Origin of the sequence: Roseovarius litoreus (assembly GCF_900142765.1) — a bacterium.
Lineage (GTDB): Bacteria > Pseudomonadota > Alphaproteobacteria > Rhodobacterales > Rhodobacteraceae > Roseovarius > Roseovarius litoreus.
The window spans coordinates 144928-163496 of record NZ_FRCB01000004.1 but is presented as its reverse complement, the minus strand read 5'-3'; the positions used below and the strand labels follow the sequence as shown (position 1 = coordinate 163496).

The window sequence follows — 18569 nt, the reverse complement described above, 5'->3', positions numbered from 1 at the left end:
GACGTAATTCCTTTCGAAATTGGAAATCCTTAGCGGCAGTGTTTAGATACACTGGGCGCTGAATATCGGGGGCCGGAAATGAATATTCACACGCGGGAACTGTCGGACATGCCGGATCGGGACGAGGCGAAAGCGGCGCTGGAGCGGCTGCGGAGCTGGGCTGCGCAAGCGACCCCCGAGGAAGTTGCCGATCTGGACCCGGCTATCGCGCGGCTTTTGCCGGGCCGGTCACTTTCGAACTACCCGGATCTGTCGCGCGATTATCCGGATGAGTTCAAGGTCAGCGATGCCTACAAGGCGTCTCTGCCGGATCTGCAGAACGGCCCCAGCTCGCTCATTCGCGGCGCGCGCCAGCAGTTGCAGCATGTGGGTATTTCGAATTTCCGCCTGCCGATCCAGTTTCACACCCGCGACAACGGCGATCTGACGCTCGAGACCAGTGTGACCGGCACGGTCAGCCTCGAGGCGGGCAAGAAGGGCATCAACATGTCGCGCATCATGCGCAGCTTCTATCGTCATGCCGAAAAGACCTTCAGCTTCGAGGTGATGGAAGCGGCGCTGGATGATTACATCACCGATCTGGACACGATCGATGCACGGCTTCAGATGCGGTTTTCCTATCCGGCCAAGGTGACATCCCTGCGCTCGGGGCTCCAAGGCTATCAGTATTACGACATCGCGATGGAACTGGTCGAGCAGGACGGGGTGCGCCGCAAGTTCATGCATCTCGATTACATCTATTCGTCCACATGCCCCTGCTCGCTGGAGTTGAGCGAGCATGCGCGCCAGACGCGCGGGCAGCTGGCGACGCCGCATTCCCAACGCTCGGTTGCACGCCTGTCGATCGAGATCGAGGGGCCGCAGATCCTGTGGTTCGAAGACCTGATCGACATGGCCCGCGCCGCTGTCCCCACCGAAACGCAGGTGATGGTGAAGCGCGAGGACGAGCAGGCCTTTGCCGAGCTGAACGCCGCCAACCCGATTTTCGTCGAGGATGCGGCAAGGCTGTTCTGTGAGCAGTTGCTCAAGGATCCGCGGATCGGGGATTTCCGCGTGGTGGCCAGCCATCAGGAGAGCCTGCACAGCCATGATGCCGTCAGCGTTCTGACCGAGGGCGAGACCTTTGCTTCGGACAGCATCGATCCGAGGATGTTCAGCTCGCTCTTCCACGTCGGCTGAGCGGTCCTGCTATCACCAGAGTTCGCGCGGTGCCCTATTCTTGGGCGCCGCGTTTTCTTTTGCGCGTTTTACACTCAGAAGGCGAGGAGGGCATGGCGGTAACTGGTGCAAGGGGCCACGGAGCGGCGGGTTTGCGTTATCGTATCGACACAAAATCCAGTCATGACTTCTTCAGTTCACTAGGCCTAAGGGATACCACGATGACACACGTGATGACACCGTTCACGCTTTCAGCCGCCGGGTTTCGTCTGGCTGGCTATCTTTTGGAAAACAACCTGCGCGTCGCACAGGAGTTCGGGCGGGCCGCGCTGATTGCCAATCCGTTTCTGTTGCGCAAGAGCGCGACATATGTCCGTCCCGTGACCAAGGCGCCGGTTGAGAAAAAGGCCGCGGCCGTGACGGGCAAGACCGCTGCCACATCTGCAGCGCCGGCAGTGACAGAGCCCAAGTCCGTGGCGACGCCTGTACCGTCCGAGCCAAAGCCCGCTGCGCCGAAAGCACCGGCGGCACAGGGACAGGTGGTTCCGATGAGACAGGCGCAGCCCAAGGCCAAGACCGTCGAGCCGCAGACGGACGCCAGCACGCCAAAGCGCCCGCGCGCACCGTCCAAACCGCCAGCGATGCCTGCACCGCGCAGCGTGGCCATGAACGGCCGTGACACCAGTCAGGCATGAGTTGCAACCGGTGCAAGGCCGGGTTGAGAAATTGATGTTGGTAAAGTCAACACTGCTGACCTAGCTTGAACAGCAGGGAGGAAACCTGAAAGCAACCGAGCGAGGTTTCCAAATGGCCGTCTTCACAACCAATATCTCTGATGCTCCCGCCCGTCTGCGCGACTGGCTCAAAACCGTCGGCACGGCGCTTGCCCTTGGGTTCGAGGCTCATGCCCACCGGGCATCACGCCGCAACCAGATCGAGGCGCTCGAGGCGATGTCCGACGCCGAGCTGGCCCGCATAGGTCTGCGCCGGGACGATATCGTGCGCCATGTCTATGGCGATCTGTTCTACAGGTAAGATCGAAATGCGCCTTGGCCCGGCGCGACGTGCCGGGCTGTTGCGGTCATCCGTTCGCGCTTGACAGCGACATGGGGCGCGGCCAACTGTGCGCCTCATGTTGGATGTGCGGCCTGTCGGATATGTCATAGGACTGGTGGTCGTGGCCATGGGGTTGGCCATGATTTTCCCGCTTGCCGTTGATATCGCCGAAGGGCGCGGGCATTGGCCCGTCTTCGCAGAAAGTGCGATCCTCACGACGCTTGTGGGTGGGTTGGTGGCATTGGCGTGCCGCAACGGGGTCAGGGACAGTCTGACGGTTCAGGAAACCTTTTTGCTCACAACCGGGGTCTGGGTGTTCCTGCCGCTGTTCGGTGCACTGCCCTTCATGCTGGGCGAGACCGAGGCGCGGGCCGTTGATGCCATTTTCGAGGCGATGTCGGGTTTGACCACCACGGGCTCCACGGTGTTGTCGGGCCTTGATACGCTGCCCAAGGGGCTGTTGCTGTGGCGCGGCATCCTGCAATGGATGGGCGGGATCGGTATCATCGTGGTGGCGATGGTTTTCCTGCCAGAGCTGCGCATCGGGGGGATGCAGCTTTTTCGATCCGAGGCCTTCGACACGATGGGCAAGATCCTGCCGCGCGCCACGCAGATCGCGTCCAGCATTTCGACGATCTACGTGGCGCTCACGCTGGCCTGTACGCTGGCCTATCTGGCTACGGGTATGAGCGCCTTCGATGCGACGGTCCATGCGCTGACCACTGTCTCCACGGGTGGCTTTGCGAATTACGACGCCTCCTTCGGGGCATTCTCAGGCAGCGCCGAATGGGTGGCGACCCTTTTCATGGTCCTCGCGGCCTTGCCGTTCGTGCGGTATGTGCAGCTTCTGAACGGGAACCATCGGGCGCTTTTTCGCGACAGCCAGGTACGGGCATTCCTGATGACGATCGCGCTGCTTGCCGTGGTCACCGCCGGGGTGCTGCTGACGATCTTTCCGCATCATCCCGAACAGGCCCTGCGCGAGGCGGCGTTCAACATCACCTCGATCATGAGCGGCACGGGCTATGCCAGTGTGGATTACATGACATGGGGTCCATTCCTGATCGCGCTGTTCTTTTTCATCGGCCTGATCGGGGGCTGCGCGGGATCGACGACATGTTCGATCAAGATTTTCCGCTACCAGATCCTTTTTGCTTCGGTGAACGCGCAACTGGGGCGCATTCATTCGCCCCACGCGGTCTTTACCCCGCGGTTCGAAGGGCGCTCGATCAGTGACGACATCCTCAATTCGGTGATGACGTTCTTCGTATTCTTCATCGTCACGCTTGGTGTCGTGGCGGTGGCGCTTGGGCTGACGGGGTTGGATTTCATCACCTCGGTCTCGGGGGCTGCCACGGCGCTGGCCAATGTCGGCCCCGGTCTGGGCGATATCATCGGACCGGCCGGAAATTTTGCGCCGCTGAACGACGCGGCGAAATGGATCCTGACATTTGCCATGCTTATCGGACGGTTGGAGCTCATGGCCGTCTATGTCATGTTCACCGTCAATTTCTGGAGAACCTGATGACCTCCCGACCTTTGGGCGCACAGATCAGCCACATGCTCAAATCCCGTGGCGTTGAGACGATATTCGGGATTCCCGGTGTGCATAATCAGGAAATGTATCGCGGTATCGAAGAGGCCGGGATCACGCATATTCTGGCGCGGCACGAGCAGGGTGCGGGCTTCATGGCGGATGGCTATGCTCGCGCCAGCGGCAAGCCGGGCATCGCCTATGTGATCACCGGTCCGGGGCTTTGCAATATCATGACGCCGATCGGGCAGGCTTATTCGGACAGCGTGCCGATGCTGGTGATATCTTCCTGTCTGGATGAAACCGCGGCACGGCGCGGTCAATTGCACCAGATGAAGGATCAGGAAGGGGCCGCGCGCACGGTCGCGGACTGGTCAGAAACCGCGCTCACGGCGCAGGCGGCCTATGATCTCATCGACCGGGCGATGACCGAGTTCGCCTTGGGGCGGGCACGGCCCAAGCATCTGTCCGTGCCGATCCGCCTGTTGCAGGGCATGGCCGAGGCGGCGCCATCCGCGCCGGCGCGGCCTTCGGCACGCCCCGCAACCGCGCCGGATGTGGCGGCGGCGGTCGAGGTTCTGCGCGCGGCACGGCGCCCGTTGATCGTGGCAGGGGGCGGCGCGACAGAGGCGGCAGCGGCGCTCAACCAACTGCGCGAGGTGACCGGGGCGGCCACCTTCACCACCTATGCCGGACGCGGCATTTTCACCCCCGGAACGCCGCTGCATTACGGGAATTTCCTGGCCAGACCCGGCTCGGCGGACGAGATTGCCAAGGCGGATGTGGTTCTGGCCGTTGGCACCGAGCTCAGTCAGGTCGATCTGTGGCGCGATCATCTGGGCCATACGGGCAAGATGATCCGCGTGGATATCGACGCCGAGGTTCTTTCGGACCTGTCGCGCGCCGATATCACGCTTGCGGGCGATGCGGCGGCCGTGGCCGAGGCGATGTGCGCGGCGCTTGGTGAGCCGGTGCAATCGCTTTGGACACAGGCGGAAATAGATGCTGCACGGGATCGGTGGCGGCGCGAGGTGGATGGGCAATTGCCGGGGATCGGTGCGATCTGTGACACGCTGCGCGCCTGTTTGCCCAAAGACACGATGATCTTTTCCGACATGACGCAATTTGCCTATAACGCCAATGAAATCTGGGAGTTGGAGGCGCCGGGCCTGTGGCATCATCCAAGCGGCTTCGGCACGTTGGGCTATGCCTTGCCCGCGGCGATCGGCGGCGCGGTGGCCCGACCTGGCCTGCCCACGATGTGCGTGGCGGGGGATTACGGCTTTCAGTACACGCTGCCGGAACTGGGTGTGGCGGTGGAGCTGGGTTTGCCGCTGCCGATCCTTTTGTGGGACAATGGCAAGCTCAAGGAGATCGAGGACAGCATGGTGCGCTCGCAGATCGCACCCAATGCGGTGGTGGCGCGCAATCCCGATTTCTGCGCGCTTGCGCGCGCCTACGGGGCGGGTGCGGCGGAACCGCAAAGCCTTGGCGCGTTGACCGAGGCTGTGAACGCGGCTTTTGCGGCCAGCGGCCCGACCCTGATCCGGGTCACGCCCGATCTGCTTGGCGGCTGAGCCCGCGCCCCGCGCGCCTATCGGGCGCGGGACACCGTGTCAGCGGGTCAATCCCAGCAACTGACCAGCACGGTCATGCCGGCGGCACGATCGGTCAAAGCCTCGGGCGCCATCTGGCCGATCTCGGAGGTGGCCGAGGGCGTGATGCCCGCGTCCTGCAAAAGCTGTTTCAGAACAGTGTTATTCGCCGCGAAGCTCACGCCATCTGGAAGTCTGCGGTCGCCTGAGCCTTGTGGCATAAGCATCCCCAGAACCGCGCCGCCCGCATCGACCACAGGGCCACCGGCATCGCCCTCAAGGGCATGGAGCGACAGACGCTTGATCTTGTCCTCGCCGTTCAGGCCCTGCAGCTCCTCGAGCTGTCCGAAGGTCAGCGTCGGCGCTCCGAGCACACCGCCATAGGAGTATCCCGCCACGGCGACATCTGACCGCAGCCGGGGGATCGCCTGCTGGAAGGCCGCGACCGCCATGGGCGCCAGACGGTCCAGGGGCCGCAGAAGCGCGATCCCGAGGCTGTCATCACGGCGGGCCACCTCGGCTTCGTGATCCTCGTCGATGGTGATGCGGCGGCAGCCATCCACCACATCGGCGGTGGTCAGGACCGCGCCAGTGCGATCCACGTAAAAGCCCGAGCGATTGAGCCGCGGCTTGCGGATTTCCAGGCCCGACACAAGGTCGATGCCCTGCATGGCGTCGCTGCCCTCGGCCGGGTCCAGAACGCCGTCGATGCGCGTGAAACTTTCCTGCATGCGCCCCAGAAGGCGGGTGCGACGCTCCTCGTCGCCCGCGGGCCAGACAAGGGTGAAGCCCTTGATCTCGCCGTCTTTGAGCCAGGCTTGCGTGTGGGAGATGGTGAGCGCACCCTCACCGATCAGAGTGAAGGCATCGCTTTCAAGGGTCCGTGGCCCGGTTTCAGGCACGATTTCAAGCGTTTGCATGATGTCGTAAAGGCCGGCCAGCGTGGCATCGGTGCCGGTCTGACTGATGAGAAGCACCCGCGCGTCGATATCGCCCTGAGCGTTGTAATGTACGAAAGGCGGCTCGTAGCGTTCGAAGGCGACTAGGGCGGTGGGCATCTCGATCTCGATCCCGGCGGCCTCGTCGCGCACGATCTGAAGGCCAAGACCATCGAGCACGGCGTTGTACTGGCCCAGCAATTCGGCGCGCTGAAGCGTGGTCAGGATGCCCGTTTCATCATGGCCATTGGCCGCTTGCCAGTCTGCCATGGAGGCACGGGTGCCGCGCCCGAAGGCCGCGTCGATCGGACCCGCGTAGAACCCGGCCCATCGCAGCGCCTCTTGCAGGGCGGCACGTTCATCGCGGCTCAAAAGGCTTTCGCTGGCGCGCGCTTCGGCAGGGGTTTCGTCGGCGGGTTCGATGAGTGGTATCTCTATCGGGGTGTCCTGTGCCAGGGAGGTGTTCTGCGACAGGATCGGATCGACGATCTCGAGTGCGGGACGATCAAGCGCGTTGGTTCCGATGGGCCAGAACTGCTGCTGATAATCCGAACTGCGCGCGACATAGCTGTCGCGCGGGATCAGCCCTTGAGCCCGAAGGCTGCGCAATATCCGGTCGGCATCTTCGGGGGCATAGGGGCCAAGGGCGATGGCATACCAGCCTGCGCCAAGGGAAAAGCCGTGCACGTCATCAAGCTGGGTGCTGTAATCGCGTATCCGGTCGTTGGCCGAGGACAGGCTGGGTTGCGCTTCGATCTGCACCCAGACCGCATCGCCCTGTTGCGCGCGAGCAGCAGGCGCCGCCATCACGATCACACATAAAATTACCGAAAAAAAACGCGTCATCAAAGCCACTTGGTCCTGTCCCGTTCTGGTTTGCCCCGGTTGTCCCGTCTTTTAGCAAAAATGCGCCGTCATGCACCCAAAATAATGGCACCTCCCGCAATTGACCCTGCCGTGTCGTGGCCGTAGGTAAGAACGGCGATTTCAGGGGGCCAGCCGGAGGCGACCATGGCGGAACAGACAGGCATGCCACGCAGTTTTCAGGAGGTGATCCTTCGGCTGCAAGCCTATTGGGCGGCGCAGGGCTGTGCGATGATGCAGCCTTATGACATGGAGGTCGGCGCCGGCACGTTCCACCCCGCCACCACCTTGCGTTCGCTTGGCAGCAAGCCTTGGGCTGCGGCCTATGTGCAGCCGTCGCGACGGCCCACGGACGGACGTTATGGGGAGAACCCCAACCGCCTGCAGCATTACTACCAATATCAGGTGCTTATCAAACCCAGCCCGCCGAACCTGCAGGCGCTCTACCTCGGCAGTCTCGAGGCGATCGGCATCAACATGGCGCTGCATGACATCCGCTTTGTCGAGGATGACTGGGAAAGTCCGACGCTTGGAGCCTGGGGGCTTGGCTGGGAAGTGTGGTGCGACGGCATGGAAGTCAGTCAGTTCACCTATTTCCAGCAGGTCGGCGGCCATGATTGCCATCCGGTCTCGGGCGAGCTGACCTATGGGCTGGAGCGTTTGGCGATGTATGTTCTGGGCGTCGATCACGTGATGGACATGCCCTATAACGATCCGCAGGCGCCCATCCCGCTGACCTATGGGGATGTGTTCCGCCAGACCGAGCAGGAATACAGCCGCTGGAATTTCGATGTGGCCAATACCGATGTTCTGCTGCGTCACTTCGAAGAGGCCGAGGCCGAGTGCGAGGCGATCCTGTCGCAGCCCGAGGTCGATCCGAAAACCGGGCAACGGATCATCATGGCGCATCCTGCGTATGATCAATGCATCAAGGCCAGCCACGTGTTCAACCTGCTGGATGCGCGCGGGGTGATCTCGGTCACCGAGCGGCAGGCCTATATCGGGCGCGTGCGGGCGCTGGCGAAGAAATGTGCCGATGCGTTCGTCACGACCGAGGCAGGGGGATTTGTGGCGTAATGGGTAAATTCCTCGCAGCTTTGATCCTCGGATCGGCGATATTGGCCGGTGGCGGGCTCTATTATCTTCAGGTCTACGCCTATTATGACGAGGTGGTTCCGGATGGACGGCAGGATGTGCAGCTGACGCGGCTGACCTCGGAGCAGGCGGAGCCGATCCCCTATGCCGATTTTCAGGCGATCGACTCGGAAAGCTCGCCGATCCGGTATCGCGCCTGTTTCGCCACCTCGCTTGGGTTGGATGTGCTGGCCGACACCTACATGCCCTACGACAAGCCCGTGCCGCTCAAGGCGCCGGGCTGGTTCGATTGCTTCGATGCCGATGATATCGCAACCGGGCTCAAGGACGGGTCGGCACTGGCCTTCATGGGCCAGAAGGATATCGAATACGGTATCGACCGCATCGTCGCCGTGACCGATGACGGGCGCGGCTATGTCTGGCACCAGATCAACCGCTGCGGCAAGGTCGTGTTTGATGGCCTGCCGACCCCCGAAGACTGTCCCGAACCCCCGAACCGGAATTGACCGATATGCCTGATCTTCTGATCGAACTCTTCTCCGAGGAAATCCCGGCGCGCATGCAGGCGCGGGCGGCGGCGGACCTCAGGGCGCGCATGACCGATGGGCTGGTCGAGGCCGGTCTGACCTATGCCGGTGCGCAGACCTTTGCGACGCCCCGGCGGCTGACGCTGGCGGTGGAAGGGCTGCTGGCGGCAAGCCCCACGGTCACCGAAGAGCGCAAGGGGCCACGGGCAGATGCGCCCGAAAAGGCCATCGAGGGGTTCTTGCGCGGCGCAGGTGTCACCCGCGAAGAGCTTGAAATTCGTGACGAAAAGAAGGGTCAGGTGTTTTACGCCAAGATCACGCGGCCGGGCCGACCCGCCGAGGCGATCGTGGCCGAGGTGCTGGATCATGTCGTGCGGAATTTTCCATGGCCCAAGGCGATGCGGTGGGGCTCTGGCAGCCTGCGGTGGGTGCGTCCGCTGCAGTCCATCCTGTGCATCCTGACCGATGATGCGGGCGAGGCCCGGATCGTCGATCTGGAGATCGACGGGATCAGGGCCGGCAACACCACCGAAGGGCATCGGTTCATGGGTGGGGGACGCTTCGCGGTTTCGTCTTTCGAGGATTACGAGGCCAAGCTCAAGCGCGATCATGTGATCCTGGATGCGCAGCAGCGCGCCGATCACATCTGGCACGACGCCACCAGTCAGGCCTTTGCTGCAGGGCTGGAAGTTGTGGAAGATCAAGGGCTTCTGTCCGAGGTTGCCGGGCTTGTCGAATGGCCGGTCGTGTTGATGGGCCAGATCGACGAGGATTTTCTGGGCCTGCCGGCCGAGGTGCTGCAAACCTCGATGAAGGAACATCAGAAGTTCTTTTCGGTGCGCAATCCGGCGACTGGAAGGATCGAGCGGTTCATCACCGTGGCCAATATCGAAAGCGCGGATCATGGCGCCACGATCCTTGCCGGGAACCAGAAGGTGCTGGCGGCGCGGCTGTCGGATGCCAAGTTTTTCTGGGAAAACGACCTTCGTATCGCGCATGCGGGCATGGAGGAATGGATCGAGCAACTGTCGAACGTGACATTCGAGCGACAGCTGGGAACGCAGGCCGCGCGTATCCGCAGGATCGCGGCGCTGGCGCGGGACATTGCCGCCGATGTGGGGGCGGATGCCGGGCGCGCGGAGCAGGCGGCGCGGGTGGCCAAGGCCGATCTGAGTTCGGAAATGGTCTATGAATTCCCGGAATTACAAGGGCTTATGGGCCGCTACTATGCCGAGGCGGCGGGCCTGCCGGATGATGTGGCGGCAGCCTGCGAGGAACACTACCGCCCGCTTGGGCCGTCGGACGCGGTGCCGGTGGCGCCGGTGTCGGTGGCGGTGGCGTTGGCGGACAAGCTGGATACGCTGACGGGGTTCTGGGCGATCGACGAAAAACCCACCGGATCGAAGGATCCCTTCGCGCTGCGCAGGGCGGCGCTTGGGGTGATCCGGATCATTCTGGATGGCGGTTTCCGGCTGAAACTGGACAGATATATTGATGCGCAGCTTCTCAGACACAAGATAAGCCTCAATCACGCCAAAGCCAGCGACGACGAAATCGACACGCTGGAAGAGGTTCTGGACGAGATTGCGGACCACGGAGTCTTCGGGGCGGCGTTCCGGGCGGTGATGGATCGGCTGCAGGAAAAAGAGAATGCGCCGGAGACGGAGGAGGGCAGCCTTCTGCGCATTGTGGGCGATGTGGTGCCGGATCTGAGCACGGATTTGCTGGCATTCTTCCATGACCGGCTGAAAGTTTACCTGAGAGATCAGGGGCTTAGGCATGACGTGATCGATGCGTGCCTGATGCTGGATGGCGGCGATGACCTGGCGCTGATCGTGGCACGGGCCAAGGCGTTGGGAGACGTGCTGGAGACCGAGGACGGGGTAAATCTTGTGCAGGGCTTCAAGAGGGCCAACAACATCTTGAGTCAGGCCGAAGAGAAAGACGGCGTCGAATATTCGTTCGGAGCGGACCCGAAATACGCGGAAGTGTCTGAAGAAAAAGACCTTTTTGCCGCTCTGGCCAAGGCCGAGGGTGAGATCGCCAAGGCGAATGCCGTTGAGGACTTCGTGGGCGCCATGGCGGCGATGGCGGCGCTGCGCGGACCGATCGATGCGTTTTTCGATGCGGTGCAGGTCAATACCGACAATCAGGTGGTGCGGCGTAACCGTTTGAATCTGCTTGGAAAGATACGGGATATCTGTTTGCAGGCGGCGGACCTGACCAAGCTGGAAGGCTGAAGTTCGCCCCCCGATGGCCCGGACCGCCAAAAAAAGGGGCCGGGCATGGGTTTTGTGTAGGATTGGTACGAAACCTACGCGCGTTTGGGACGATCCGGGGTCGGATACCTGCAAATTGTGTCCATCTTGTACACAAGTCGCATATTCCGGGCCGCAAACAGGGGCGCGCAGCCCGGGCGTCTAATCCGGGGGCAGGGGTGCGCTTGCTCTTGCCAAGGGGCACATCGCGCGTATTCTGCGCCAACGCAATCAAGGTGCCGCAGTGCAGCAAGACGATCCGAATATCACCCTGATCACACCGACCGCTCCGATGGCGGCGCAAACCCATGGCGGGCGCGCGAAATGTCTTCAGAGACTCGTGCGGCTTGATCTGCCGGTGCCGCGCACCATCGCGCTGTCCTTCGATGCGGTGCATGGCATCGCCGCCGGGGATATGCCCGATCTGGAGGCGCTGATCGCGCCGTTCAGCGCGGAGGCGTTGCTCTGTGTGCGCCCGTCGTCGGAAGACCCCGACTGGGGCGGGCCGGGGGCGGTGCTGAATATCGGGATGAACGACGCCAAGTTCGTGGAATTGAGCGACCGGCTGGGCAAGGAGGCGGCGTCGGAATTGTACCTGCGCTTCGTGCAGGCCTATTCGACGCATGTGGCGCGGCTGGACCCGGATATTTTCGACGACGTGGATTCGGATCCGGTGGTGGGTCTGGGGCAGGCGCTGCACGCCTATGAGAACGAGACCGAAGAGGATTTTCCGCAAGAGACGAGTGTGCAACTGGCCGAGGTGCTGCGCTCGATGGCACGGGCCTGGGAGGGGACGACCGCGCGCTTGCTGCGGCAGGCCAAGGGTGCGCCGGCGGATGCGGGGCTGGGCCTTGTGGTGCAGGAGATGGCCTTTGGGTTGGGGCAGGGCGAGTCCGGCTCGGGGGTGATGCAGCTTGTGGACAGTGCGACGGGGGCACGGCGGATTACCGGGCGCTACATGAGCCAGAGCCAGGGCCGGGACGCGCTGCGCGCGGGGTCGGACGCGATGTTCCTGATGCGCGATCCGCGCGGTCCGTCACTGGAGGAGGTGGCGCCGGAGGCCTTTGCCAAGCTCAGGGGGTATACCGAGCTGATGCGCGTCAAGCTGCGCGAAGAAATGCAGGTGGAGTTCACCATCGAAAATGGTGAGGTCTATGTTCTGGACGGTGTGAGGGTGGCGCGCAATGCCCGCGCGGCGGTGGCGATCGCGGTGACGCTGGCCGATGATGGCATCATCTCGCGCGAGGAGGCGTTGATGCGGATCGAGCCGCGCGCGCTCAATGAATTGTTGCACCGGCAGGTCGATCCCGAAGCGCCGCGCGACGTGCTGGCGCGCGGTGTGGCAGCGAGCCCCGGTGCCGCGACCGGCAAGATCGTGTTCACCGCCGAGGCCGCACAGGCCCATGCCGCGCGAGACGAGCCTTGCGTTCTGGTGCGGCGCGAAACCAGTCCCGAGGATATTCGCGGGATGCATGCGGCGGTTGCCGTTCTGACGGAGCGCGGCGGCATGACCAGCCATGCGGCTGTGATCGGGCGGGGCATTGGCCTGCCTTGTGTCGTGGGTGCGTCGGAGATCGGGTTCGACACGTCCCGCAAGACGCTGACGCTGCGCGATGGGCGGGTGCTGCGCAAGGGGGACACGATCACCATCGACGGCACCAATGGAGAGGTTCTGGCCGGGGCGGCGCCCTTGCTGGAGGCGGCGAGGGACGAGTCGTTCCAGACGCTGATGGAGTGGGCCGATGCGGTGCGCGATATCGCGGTGCGGGCCAATGCCGACACGCCCGCCGATGCCGAGGCGGCCCGGAATTTCCGGGCGCAGGGGATCGGGCTGTGCCGGACCGAGCACATGTTCTTCGAGGCCGACCGGCTGACGGTGATGCGCGAGATGATCTTTGCGGATTCGAGCCGCGACCGGGCGGCGGCGCTGGACCGGCTGTTGCCGATGCAGCGGGCCGATTTCATCGATCTGTTCCGCATCATGCAGGGCCAGCCCGTGTGCATCCGGTTGTTCGACCCGCCGCTCCACGAGTTTTTGCCCACCGATCGCAGCGGTTTGCTGGAACTGGCCGAGGCGCTGGATCTGCCCTTGTCGGATGTGACACGCCGGGTCGAGGCGCTGGGCGAGTACAACCCGATGCTGGGCATGCGTGGCGTGCGGCTGGGTATTACCGTGCCGGAGATTTACGACATGCAGGCGCGCGCGATCTTCGAGGCCACGGTCGAGGCCAGCCGCGAAGGTGACGCCGTTGTGCCCGAGATCATGATCCCGCTCGTGTCGGCGCGGCGCGAGGTGGAGCTGGTCAAGACCCGTGTGGATGCGGTGGCCGCTGCGGTGCGCAACGAGACGGGGCGCGATTTCACCTATCGTCTGGGTGTCATGGTCGAGACGCCGCGCGCAGCCCTGCGCGCCAACGAGATCGCGCCGCATGTGTCGTTCCTGAGTTTCGGGACGAATGACCTCACGCAGATGACCTATGGTCTGAGCCGGGACGATGCGGGGCGGTTCATGTCGACCTATGTGAAGCAGGGCGTCTATCCCGAAGACCCGTTCCATACGCTGGATGTGGACGGTGTGGGCGAGTTGTTGCGGATGGGTGCCGAGCGCGGACGCGCGGTCAAGCCCAACCTTGTGTTGTCGATCTGCGGCGAGCACGGGGGCAATCCCGAATCAATCGCATTCTGCCGGGCGGCGGGATTCGACTATGTTTCATGCTCACCTTTCCGGGTTCCGGTGGCGCGACTTGCTGCCGCACAACTGGTGGTGAAAGACAAGATAGGGTAGGCGATCGCCCGTTGAGCGCAATATTCGCGCGGTCGGGCGGGTCTGCAGGCACCGAAAATTTCGTCGCAATTGGAGCGATCCTGTCGCGGACTGGACGCGTGGGGCAATTTTGACTACATGGCGCAGATGTTTTGCGGTGCTCATGCATCGCGATGGGGGATTATGCCATGATCAGAATGATTGTGATGCTGTCGTTATTGATGGGCAGCACGGCGATGGCCGATACGCCTGTGAAGCGGCTTTTCGAGCAGGAGCGCGCGGCGCTGGGGCGGATCTCGGGTGAGATCAAGGCCAGCTATCTGCAGCGTCCGGAGGCGGATCTGGAGTATTCTAAGGAGTGGCTGTCGACGCAGCAGGTGAGCCAGGGTGGCGATCAGTGGCGCTGTCTGGCGGAGGCGCTTTATTTCGAGGCGCGCGGCGAAAGCGTGAAGGGTCAGTTCGCGGTGGCGGAGGTGATTCTGAACCGGGTGGACAGTGCGGAGTTTCCGAACACGGTCTGCGGTGTGGTTCATCAGGGCACCGGGCGGAAATATGCCTGCCAGTTCACCTATACCTGCGATGGCCATGAAGAGGTGATCGCCAACCCGGCCGCGTTCCGGCAGGTGGCCAAGGTGGCGCGGCTGACGCTGGATGGCGCACCGCGGCAGTTGACCGATGGGGCGACGCATTATCACACGCAGGCGGTGAACCCGCGTTGGGCGCGTGTCTTCCCGCGCACGGCGACGATCGGCGTGCATCATTTCTACCGGATGCCGACGCGGTTGAGTTCCAACTGAGGGATGCGGGAAAAACCGGTTGACTAGGACGTGAGCGCCTGTAAAAGGCAGGCTTCATGACGAATTTCTCGGGTGCCACGCGCACCCGGCGCAGGAGACAGCACAATGGCGAAGCCGACGACCATCAAGATCCGTCTGAACTCGACCGCGGGCACGGGCCATTTCTACGTGACCAAGAAGAATGCGCGCACCATGACCGAAAAGATGGTCGTACGTAAGTATGACCCGGTGGTGCGCAAGCATGTCGAGTACAAGGAAGGCAAGATCAAGTAAGATCGCCTTTTCCGTGACAAGACGAAAGCCGCGCCGCTCAAGCGCGGCTTTCTTGATTCCGGGGGGTGCGCAGGGGCGGTGGGGTGATATTTCCCGAGGATCCCTGCCATGTGTACGATCGACCTGAGCCCCGCCGATGAGGCCGACCCCGACGAGATATTGGAACTGCTGCGTTGCAGCTATGGCCAGCTTCTGGCGCGGGATCACCCTGTCGAGCTGGTGGGCAAGGCGCTGCCGGTGATGTGCGAGCCGGTGCCGAGGCTGCTGCGGGGGGCGCATTACGTGCTGGCGCGGCGGCAAGGGCATGTGGTGGGCATGGGCGGCTGGAGCCGGGAAACCCCGTTCGGGCGGCCCGGTGTGGACGGGCTGGGCCATGTGCGTCATCTGGCGGTTCACCCCAAGGCGCTGCGCAGCGGTGTGGGGCGGGCCATCTTCGGCTGGATCGTAGGGACGGCACAGGCGGCGCAGGTCACGCGGCTATCATGTCTTTCGACACAAGGAGCGGTGCCGTTCTTTGCCGCGATGGGGATGCAGGCGCAGGGGGATGTGCTGTTGCATCTGGGGCCGGGCGTGAGCCTGCCTGCGATGCAGATGTGCTGGCAGGGATGAGGGTGGCAGGCGCGGGGTCGCGATGGCACAAAAAAAAGGGCCGGTCGCATGGACCGGCCCTTGTTGTGTCGTGTCGCGGCGAGGATTACTCGCGCTGGCCGAACAGGCTCAGCAACATGATGAACATGTTGATGAAGTCCAGGTAAAGGCGCAGCGCGCCCATGATGGCCGACTTGCCCATCCACTCGCTGTCGCCGTGATGGGCGTGAGCGAGATACTCGTTCTTGATGTCCTGCGTGTCATAGGCGGTGAGGCCTGCGAAGATCAGAACACCGATGGCCGAGATCGCGAACATGATCGCGGGCGAGCCAAGGAAGATATTGACGATCGACGCCACGATCAGGCCGATCACGCCCATGATCAGGAAGCTACCCCAGCCGGAGATGTCCTTCTTGGTGGTGTAGCCCCAGAGCGACAGCCCCGCGAACGCGATGGCGGTGATCAGGAACACCTGAGCGATCGAGTAGTCGGTGAAGACCACGAAGATATAGCTGATCGACACACCCATCACGGCTGCGAAGGTGTAGAAGAACAGTTGTGCCGCCGCCGCGGACAGTTTGTTGATCATCGCACTGAAGGCGAAGACCATGATCAGCGGCGCGAACATCACGATCCAGCGCGTGATGCCGGTAAACAGTGTTTCGAACAGGGCTGCATTCGTGCCGACGGCCCAAGCCGCGGCGAAGGTCAGCAGCATGCCTACGGACATCGTGCCGTAGACCTTGTTCATGTGGGCACGAAGCCCCGCATCAATCTGGGCGGTACGGGCGCCTGCCGCCGTCCGGATTGTTTCAAACTGAGCCATCAAAGCCTCCGATATTGAACCCCAAGCCCCATTTTTAGGGCTTTGCACACAATATTGGGCAGGCCGGGCTTTATTTCAAGCATTACCGGAGCGAAAACGTGACAATTTAGGTCATGAATTCCGCCAGTGCGCCGGAATGTCCCACAGGGGGCGGCGGGACTCGGTCAGGGCGGTGTCGCGGTCAAGGCCGATATCGGCCAGAGCACGGTCATCGAGCCGCGCCAGAGACCGCCGCTGGCGGTGCAGCGACAGCATCAGGCGCAAGGCCAGCAGGGGGTGCGGGCGGGCGCGCGGCGTGGCGCGGGAGAGTGACAGGGGCGGCATGGCGATATCCTTTCCGGTTCGTGATGAATGACTTGCGTTTCATGTTTTCTGGTGATGTATATGACGGCTGTGGTATCATTTTTAAAACGAATGTTTGTGACCGAATGCATCAAGGGATGTGATACATGAGGAATCTGGATACGACGACACTGCGCTCGTTCGTGGCGGTGGCCGATCAGGGCGGGGTGACACGGGCCGCGGCGGTCCTGCACCTCACGCAATCGGCGGTCTCGATGCAGCTCAAGCGGCTGGAGGAGATGATGGGCCTGTCGCTGCTCGATCGCAGCAACCGCACCATCGGCCTGACGGCGGCGGGCGAGCAATTGCTGGGCTATGCGCGCCGGATGCTGGAGTTGAACGACGAGGTGGTGCGGCGGCTGACCGAGGAGACCTTCGAGGGCGAGGTCATCCTGGGCGTGCCGCATGACATCGTCTATCCGGTGGTGCCGCGGGTGCTCAAGGCGTTCAACGTGGCGTTTCCCAGGGTCAAGGTGAACCTCAAGTCATCGCGGACGGTGCGGCTGCGCGAGGCGCTGCGCAAGGGTGAGGCGGACCTTATCCTGACCACCGAGGAGGATCTGGGGCCGGGCGGCGAGACGCTGTGCGAAATGCCGCTGCGCTGGACGGGGGCACGCGACGGGCTGGCGTGGAAACGGAGGCCGCTGAGGCTGGCGTTTTCGACCAACTGTATTTTCCGGCCCATCGTGCTGCGGCGTCTGGATGCCGCAGGCGTGGATTGGGACATGGCGGTGGAATCCGAGGATGACCGCTCGGTCGAGGCGCTGATCAGCGCCGATCTGGCGGTGGGGGCACTGCTGGAGGACAGTATTCCGCCGCATCAGGAAGCGATTTCGCCGGGGGGGAGCCTGCCGGATCTGGGGGTTCAGAAGATCAACATGTATGCGCGCGGCGGGCGCGACGAGGTGCTCGAGCAGTTGGCGGAGATGTTGCGCAGCGGCTATGGCGCGGTGGCGCAGCCTGCGGGGCTGTTCAGTTTGGGGTGACCACGACCTTGCCGGTGGATTTGCGGCTGCGCAGCACTTCGAGCGCCTCGGCGGCCTGATCCAGCGGCAGGACATGGCTGACATGGGGTTTGATGCGGCCTGCCTCGTACCAGCCCATGAGGGTGGCGAGGCTGTCGGTGACGACCGAGGGGCGGAACTTGAGATAGCCGCCCCAATAGAGGCCGATGACGCTGAGGTTCTTGACCAGAAGGTGATTGGCCTTGATCTGCGGGACGGTGCCGCTGGCGAAGCCGATGGAGAGGATGCGGCCTTCGGGGTTGGTGGCGCGGAAGGCGGCGTCGAACTGATCGCCGCCGACGGGATCATAGACCACGTCCACGCCGCCAAGCGCCTTGCAGGCGGCGCGGATGTCATCGGTTTTGGCATCGATCAGGTGATCGGCACCGGCCTGTTCGGCGACGGCCAGCTTGTCGGCGCCGCGCGCACAGGCGATGACCCGGGCGCCCATCAGCTTGCCGATTTCCACCGCCGTGAGGCCCACGCCGCCGGCGGCGCCGAGCACCAGAAGGGTTTCGCCGGGCTGTAGCTGCGCCTTGTGATCGAGCGCCAGATGGCTGGTGCCATAGGCGATCTGGAAGGCGGCGGCGTCGATATCGCTCATGTTTGCGGGCAGGGGCACGGCGCGGTCGGCGGGAAAGCAGCCGTATTCGGCGAGCCCACCCTGTCCGCCGAACACCGCGACACGGGTGCCGATGGCGGGCGCGGTGACGCCGGGACCATGGGCATCGACAGTGCCGGCCACCTCCATCCCGAGGGTGAAGGGGGCGGCGGGCGTGTCCTGATAGTCGCCGGTCATCATCAGAAGGTCGGCGAAGTTCAGCCCGCAGGCGCCCACCTTCAGCCGGATTTCGCCGGGGCCGGGAGTGGGCATGGGGAGATCGGTGAGGGCGGGAGAGGCACCGGGCGAATCGATATGAAATGCGCGCATCTGGACCCCTCGAGTCAGT

The 18569-nt window shown here is 63.2% G+C and carries 17 protein-coding genes; 13 read left to right on the top strand and 4 right to left on the bottom strand.

Translation table 11 applies throughout. From position 1 onward, the window contains the following. The first annotated feature begins 78 nt into the window (after positions 1-78). From folE2 to F3H35_RS09390, 5 genes are all read left to right on the top strand, one after another. Positions 79-1179 carry a GTP cyclohydrolase FolE2 gene (folE2, locus tag F3H35_RS09410; protein WP_149779364.1) on the top strand — a complete coding sequence of 367 codons (1101 nt, stop codon included), beginning with the start codon at positions 79-81 and terminating at the stop codon, positions 1177-1179. Positions 1180-1379: 200 nt separating this feature from the next. Further along, positions 1380-1853 (top strand): hypothetical protein, encoded by a 474-nt coding sequence (locus F3H35_RS09405; RefSeq protein WP_149779363.1) that lies wholly within the window; start codon positions 1380-1382, stop codon positions 1851-1853. Positions 1854-1965: 112 nt separating this feature from the next. Beyond that, entirely contained in the window at positions 1966-2193 is a 228-nt protein-coding gene (locus tag F3H35_RS09400) for a DUF1127 domain-containing protein (protein ID WP_149779362.1), read from the top strand. A 97-nt stretch (positions 2194-2290) separates the two neighbouring features. Next, positions 2291-3739 carry a TrkH family potassium uptake protein gene (locus F3H35_RS09395; protein WP_149779584.1) on the top strand — a complete coding sequence of 483 codons (1449 nt, stop codon included), beginning with the start codon at positions 2291-2293 and terminating at the stop codon, positions 3737-3739. After that, the gene (locus tag F3H35_RS09390; protein WP_149779361.1) at positions 3739-5325 is read left to right on the top strand and encodes a 5-guanidino-2-oxopentanoate decarboxylase; all 1587 of its coding nucleotides are present in this window, start codon (positions 3739-3741) and stop codon (positions 5323-5325) included. The genes F3H35_RS09395 and F3H35_RS09390 overlap by 1 nt, the downstream gene beginning before the upstream one ends. Positions 5326-5372: 47 nt before the next feature. Here the strand turns inward: F3H35_RS09390 and F3H35_RS09385 are convergent, their stop codons facing one another. After that, positions 5373-7127: a serine protease gene (locus tag F3H35_RS09385; RefSeq protein ID WP_149779360.1), complete on the bottom strand. Its 1755-nt coding sequence runs from the start codon at positions 7125-7127 to the stop codon at positions 5373-5375. A gap of 165 nt (positions 7128-7292) precedes the next feature. Between F3H35_RS09385 and F3H35_RS09380 the strand changes: the two genes are divergently transcribed. The 7 genes from F3H35_RS09380 (at position 7293) to F3H35_RS09350 (ending at position 15468) form a co-directional block, all read left to right on the top strand. Then, the gene (locus tag F3H35_RS09380; RefSeq protein WP_149779359.1) at positions 7293-8222 is read left to right on the top strand and encodes a glycine--tRNA ligase subunit alpha; all 930 of its coding nucleotides are present in this window, start codon (positions 7293-7295) and stop codon (positions 8220-8222) included. Next, complete coding sequence (locus F3H35_RS09375; protein ID WP_149779358.1) at positions 8222-8746, top strand: DUF6446 family protein; 525 nt, start codon at positions 8222-8224, stop codon at positions 8744-8746. The genes F3H35_RS09380 and F3H35_RS09375 overlap by 1 nt, the downstream gene beginning before the upstream one ends. A gap of 5 nt (positions 8747-8751) precedes the next feature. Then, positions 8752-11007 carry a glycine--tRNA ligase subunit beta gene (gene glyS / locus F3H35_RS09370; RefSeq protein ID WP_149779357.1) on the top strand — a complete coding sequence of 752 codons (2256 nt, stop codon included), beginning with the start codon at positions 8752-8754 and terminating at the stop codon, positions 11005-11007. Between the two features lie 262 nt (positions 11008-11269). Next, complete coding sequence (locus F3H35_RS09365) at positions 11270-13810, top strand: putative PEP-binding protein (protein ID WP_149779356.1); 2541 nt, start codon at positions 11270-11272, stop codon at positions 13808-13810. Between the two features lie 167 nt (positions 13811-13977). Continuing rightward, positions 13978-14586, top strand: a complete 609-nt coding sequence (locus tag F3H35_RS09360; RefSeq protein WP_149779355.1) for a cell wall hydrolase — start codon at positions 13978-13980, stop codon at positions 14584-14586. Positions 14587-14691: 105 nt separating this feature from the next. Then, positions 14692-14859, top strand: a complete 168-nt coding sequence (gene rpmG, locus F3H35_RS09355; protein WP_007814563.1) for a 50S ribosomal protein L33 — start codon at positions 14692-14694, stop codon at positions 14857-14859. Positions 14860-14967: 108 nt separating this feature from the next. Then, positions 14968-15468 (top strand): GNAT family N-acetyltransferase, encoded by a 501-nt coding sequence (locus tag F3H35_RS09350; RefSeq protein WP_149779354.1) that lies wholly within the window; start codon positions 14968-14970, stop codon positions 15466-15468. 85 nt (positions 15469-15553) lie between these two features. Here the strand turns inward: F3H35_RS09350 and F3H35_RS09345 are convergent, their stop codons facing one another. Next, on the bottom strand, positions 15554-16273 hold the full coding sequence (locus tag F3H35_RS09345) for a Bax inhibitor-1/YccA family protein (RefSeq protein WP_149779353.1): 720 nt from the start codon (positions 16271-16273) through the stop codon (positions 15554-15556). A gap of 111 nt (positions 16274-16384) precedes the next feature. After that, positions 16385-16597, bottom strand: a complete 213-nt coding sequence (locus tag F3H35_RS09340; protein WP_149779352.1) for a DUF1127 domain-containing protein — start codon at positions 16595-16597, stop codon at positions 16385-16387. 125 nt (positions 16598-16722) lie between these two features. Between F3H35_RS09340 and F3H35_RS09335 the strand changes: the two genes are divergently transcribed. Further along, positions 16723-17601 (top strand): LysR family transcriptional regulator, encoded by an 879-nt coding sequence (locus tag F3H35_RS09335; protein ID WP_149779351.1) that lies wholly within the window; start codon positions 16723-16725, stop codon positions 17599-17601. On the opposite strand, the gene F3H35_RS09330 is transcribed toward F3H35_RS09335, so the two are convergent. Then, a complete protein-coding gene (locus F3H35_RS09330; protein ID WP_149779350.1) occupies positions 17588-18550 on the bottom strand; it encodes an NADPH:quinone oxidoreductase family protein in 963 nt (320 codons plus the stop codon). The two genes, F3H35_RS09335 and F3H35_RS09330, sit on opposite strands and share 14 nt — an antisense overlap. Positions 18551-18569: the final 19 nt, after the last annotated feature.

Coding starts and splice junctions, on each gene's coding strand:
- folE2 (WP_149779364.1), top strand. CDS start 79: ATGAATATTCACACGCGGGAACTGTCGGACATGCCGGATCGGGACGAG.
- F3H35_RS09405 (WP_149779363.1), top strand. CDS start 1,380: ATGACACACGTGATGACACCGTTCACGCTTTCAGCCGCCGGGTTTCGT.
- F3H35_RS09400 (WP_149779362.1), top strand. CDS start 1,966: ATGGCCGTCTTCACAACCAATATCTCTGATGCTCCCGCCCGTCTGCGC.
- F3H35_RS09395 (WP_149779584.1), top strand. CDS start 2,291: ATGTTGGATGTGCGGCCTGTCGGATATGTCATAGGACTGGTGGTCGTG.
- F3H35_RS09390 (WP_149779361.1), top strand. CDS start 3,739: ATGACCTCCCGACCTTTGGGCGCACAGATCAGCCACATGCTCAAATCC.
- F3H35_RS09385 (WP_149779360.1), bottom strand. CDS start 7,127: ATGACGCGTTTTTTTTCGGTAATTTTATGTGTGATCGTGATGGCGGCG.
- F3H35_RS09380 (WP_149779359.1), top strand. CDS start 7,293: ATGGCGGAACAGACAGGCATGCCACGCAGTTTTCAGGAGGTGATCCTT.
- F3H35_RS09375 (WP_149779358.1), top strand. CDS start 8,222: ATGGGTAAATTCCTCGCAGCTTTGATCCTCGGATCGGCGATATTGGCC.
- glyS (WP_149779357.1), top strand. CDS start 8,752: ATGCCTGATCTTCTGATCGAACTCTTCTCCGAGGAAATCCCGGCGCGC.
- F3H35_RS09360 (WP_149779355.1), top strand. CDS start 13,978: ATGATCAGAATGATTGTGATGCTGTCGTTATTGATGGGCAGCACGGCG.
- rpmG (WP_007814563.1), top strand. CDS start 14,692: ATGGCGAAGCCGACGACCATCAAGATCCGTCTGAACTCGACCGCGGGC.
- F3H35_RS09350 (WP_149779354.1), top strand. CDS start 14,968: ATGTGTACGATCGACCTGAGCCCCGCCGATGAGGCCGACCCCGACGAG.
- F3H35_RS09345 (WP_149779353.1), bottom strand. CDS start 16,273: ATGGCTCAGTTTGAAACAATCCGGACGGCGGCAGGCGCCCGTACCGCC.
- F3H35_RS09340 (WP_149779352.1), bottom strand. CDS start 16,597: ATGCCGCCCCTGTCACTCTCCCGCGCCACGCCGCGCGCCCGCCCGCAC.
- F3H35_RS09335 (WP_149779351.1), top strand. CDS start 16,723: ATGAGGAATCTGGATACGACGACACTGCGCTCGTTCGTGGCGGTGGCC.
- F3H35_RS09330 (WP_149779350.1), bottom strand. CDS start 18,550: ATGCGCGCATTTCATATCGATTCGCCCGGTGCCTCTCCCGCCCTCACC.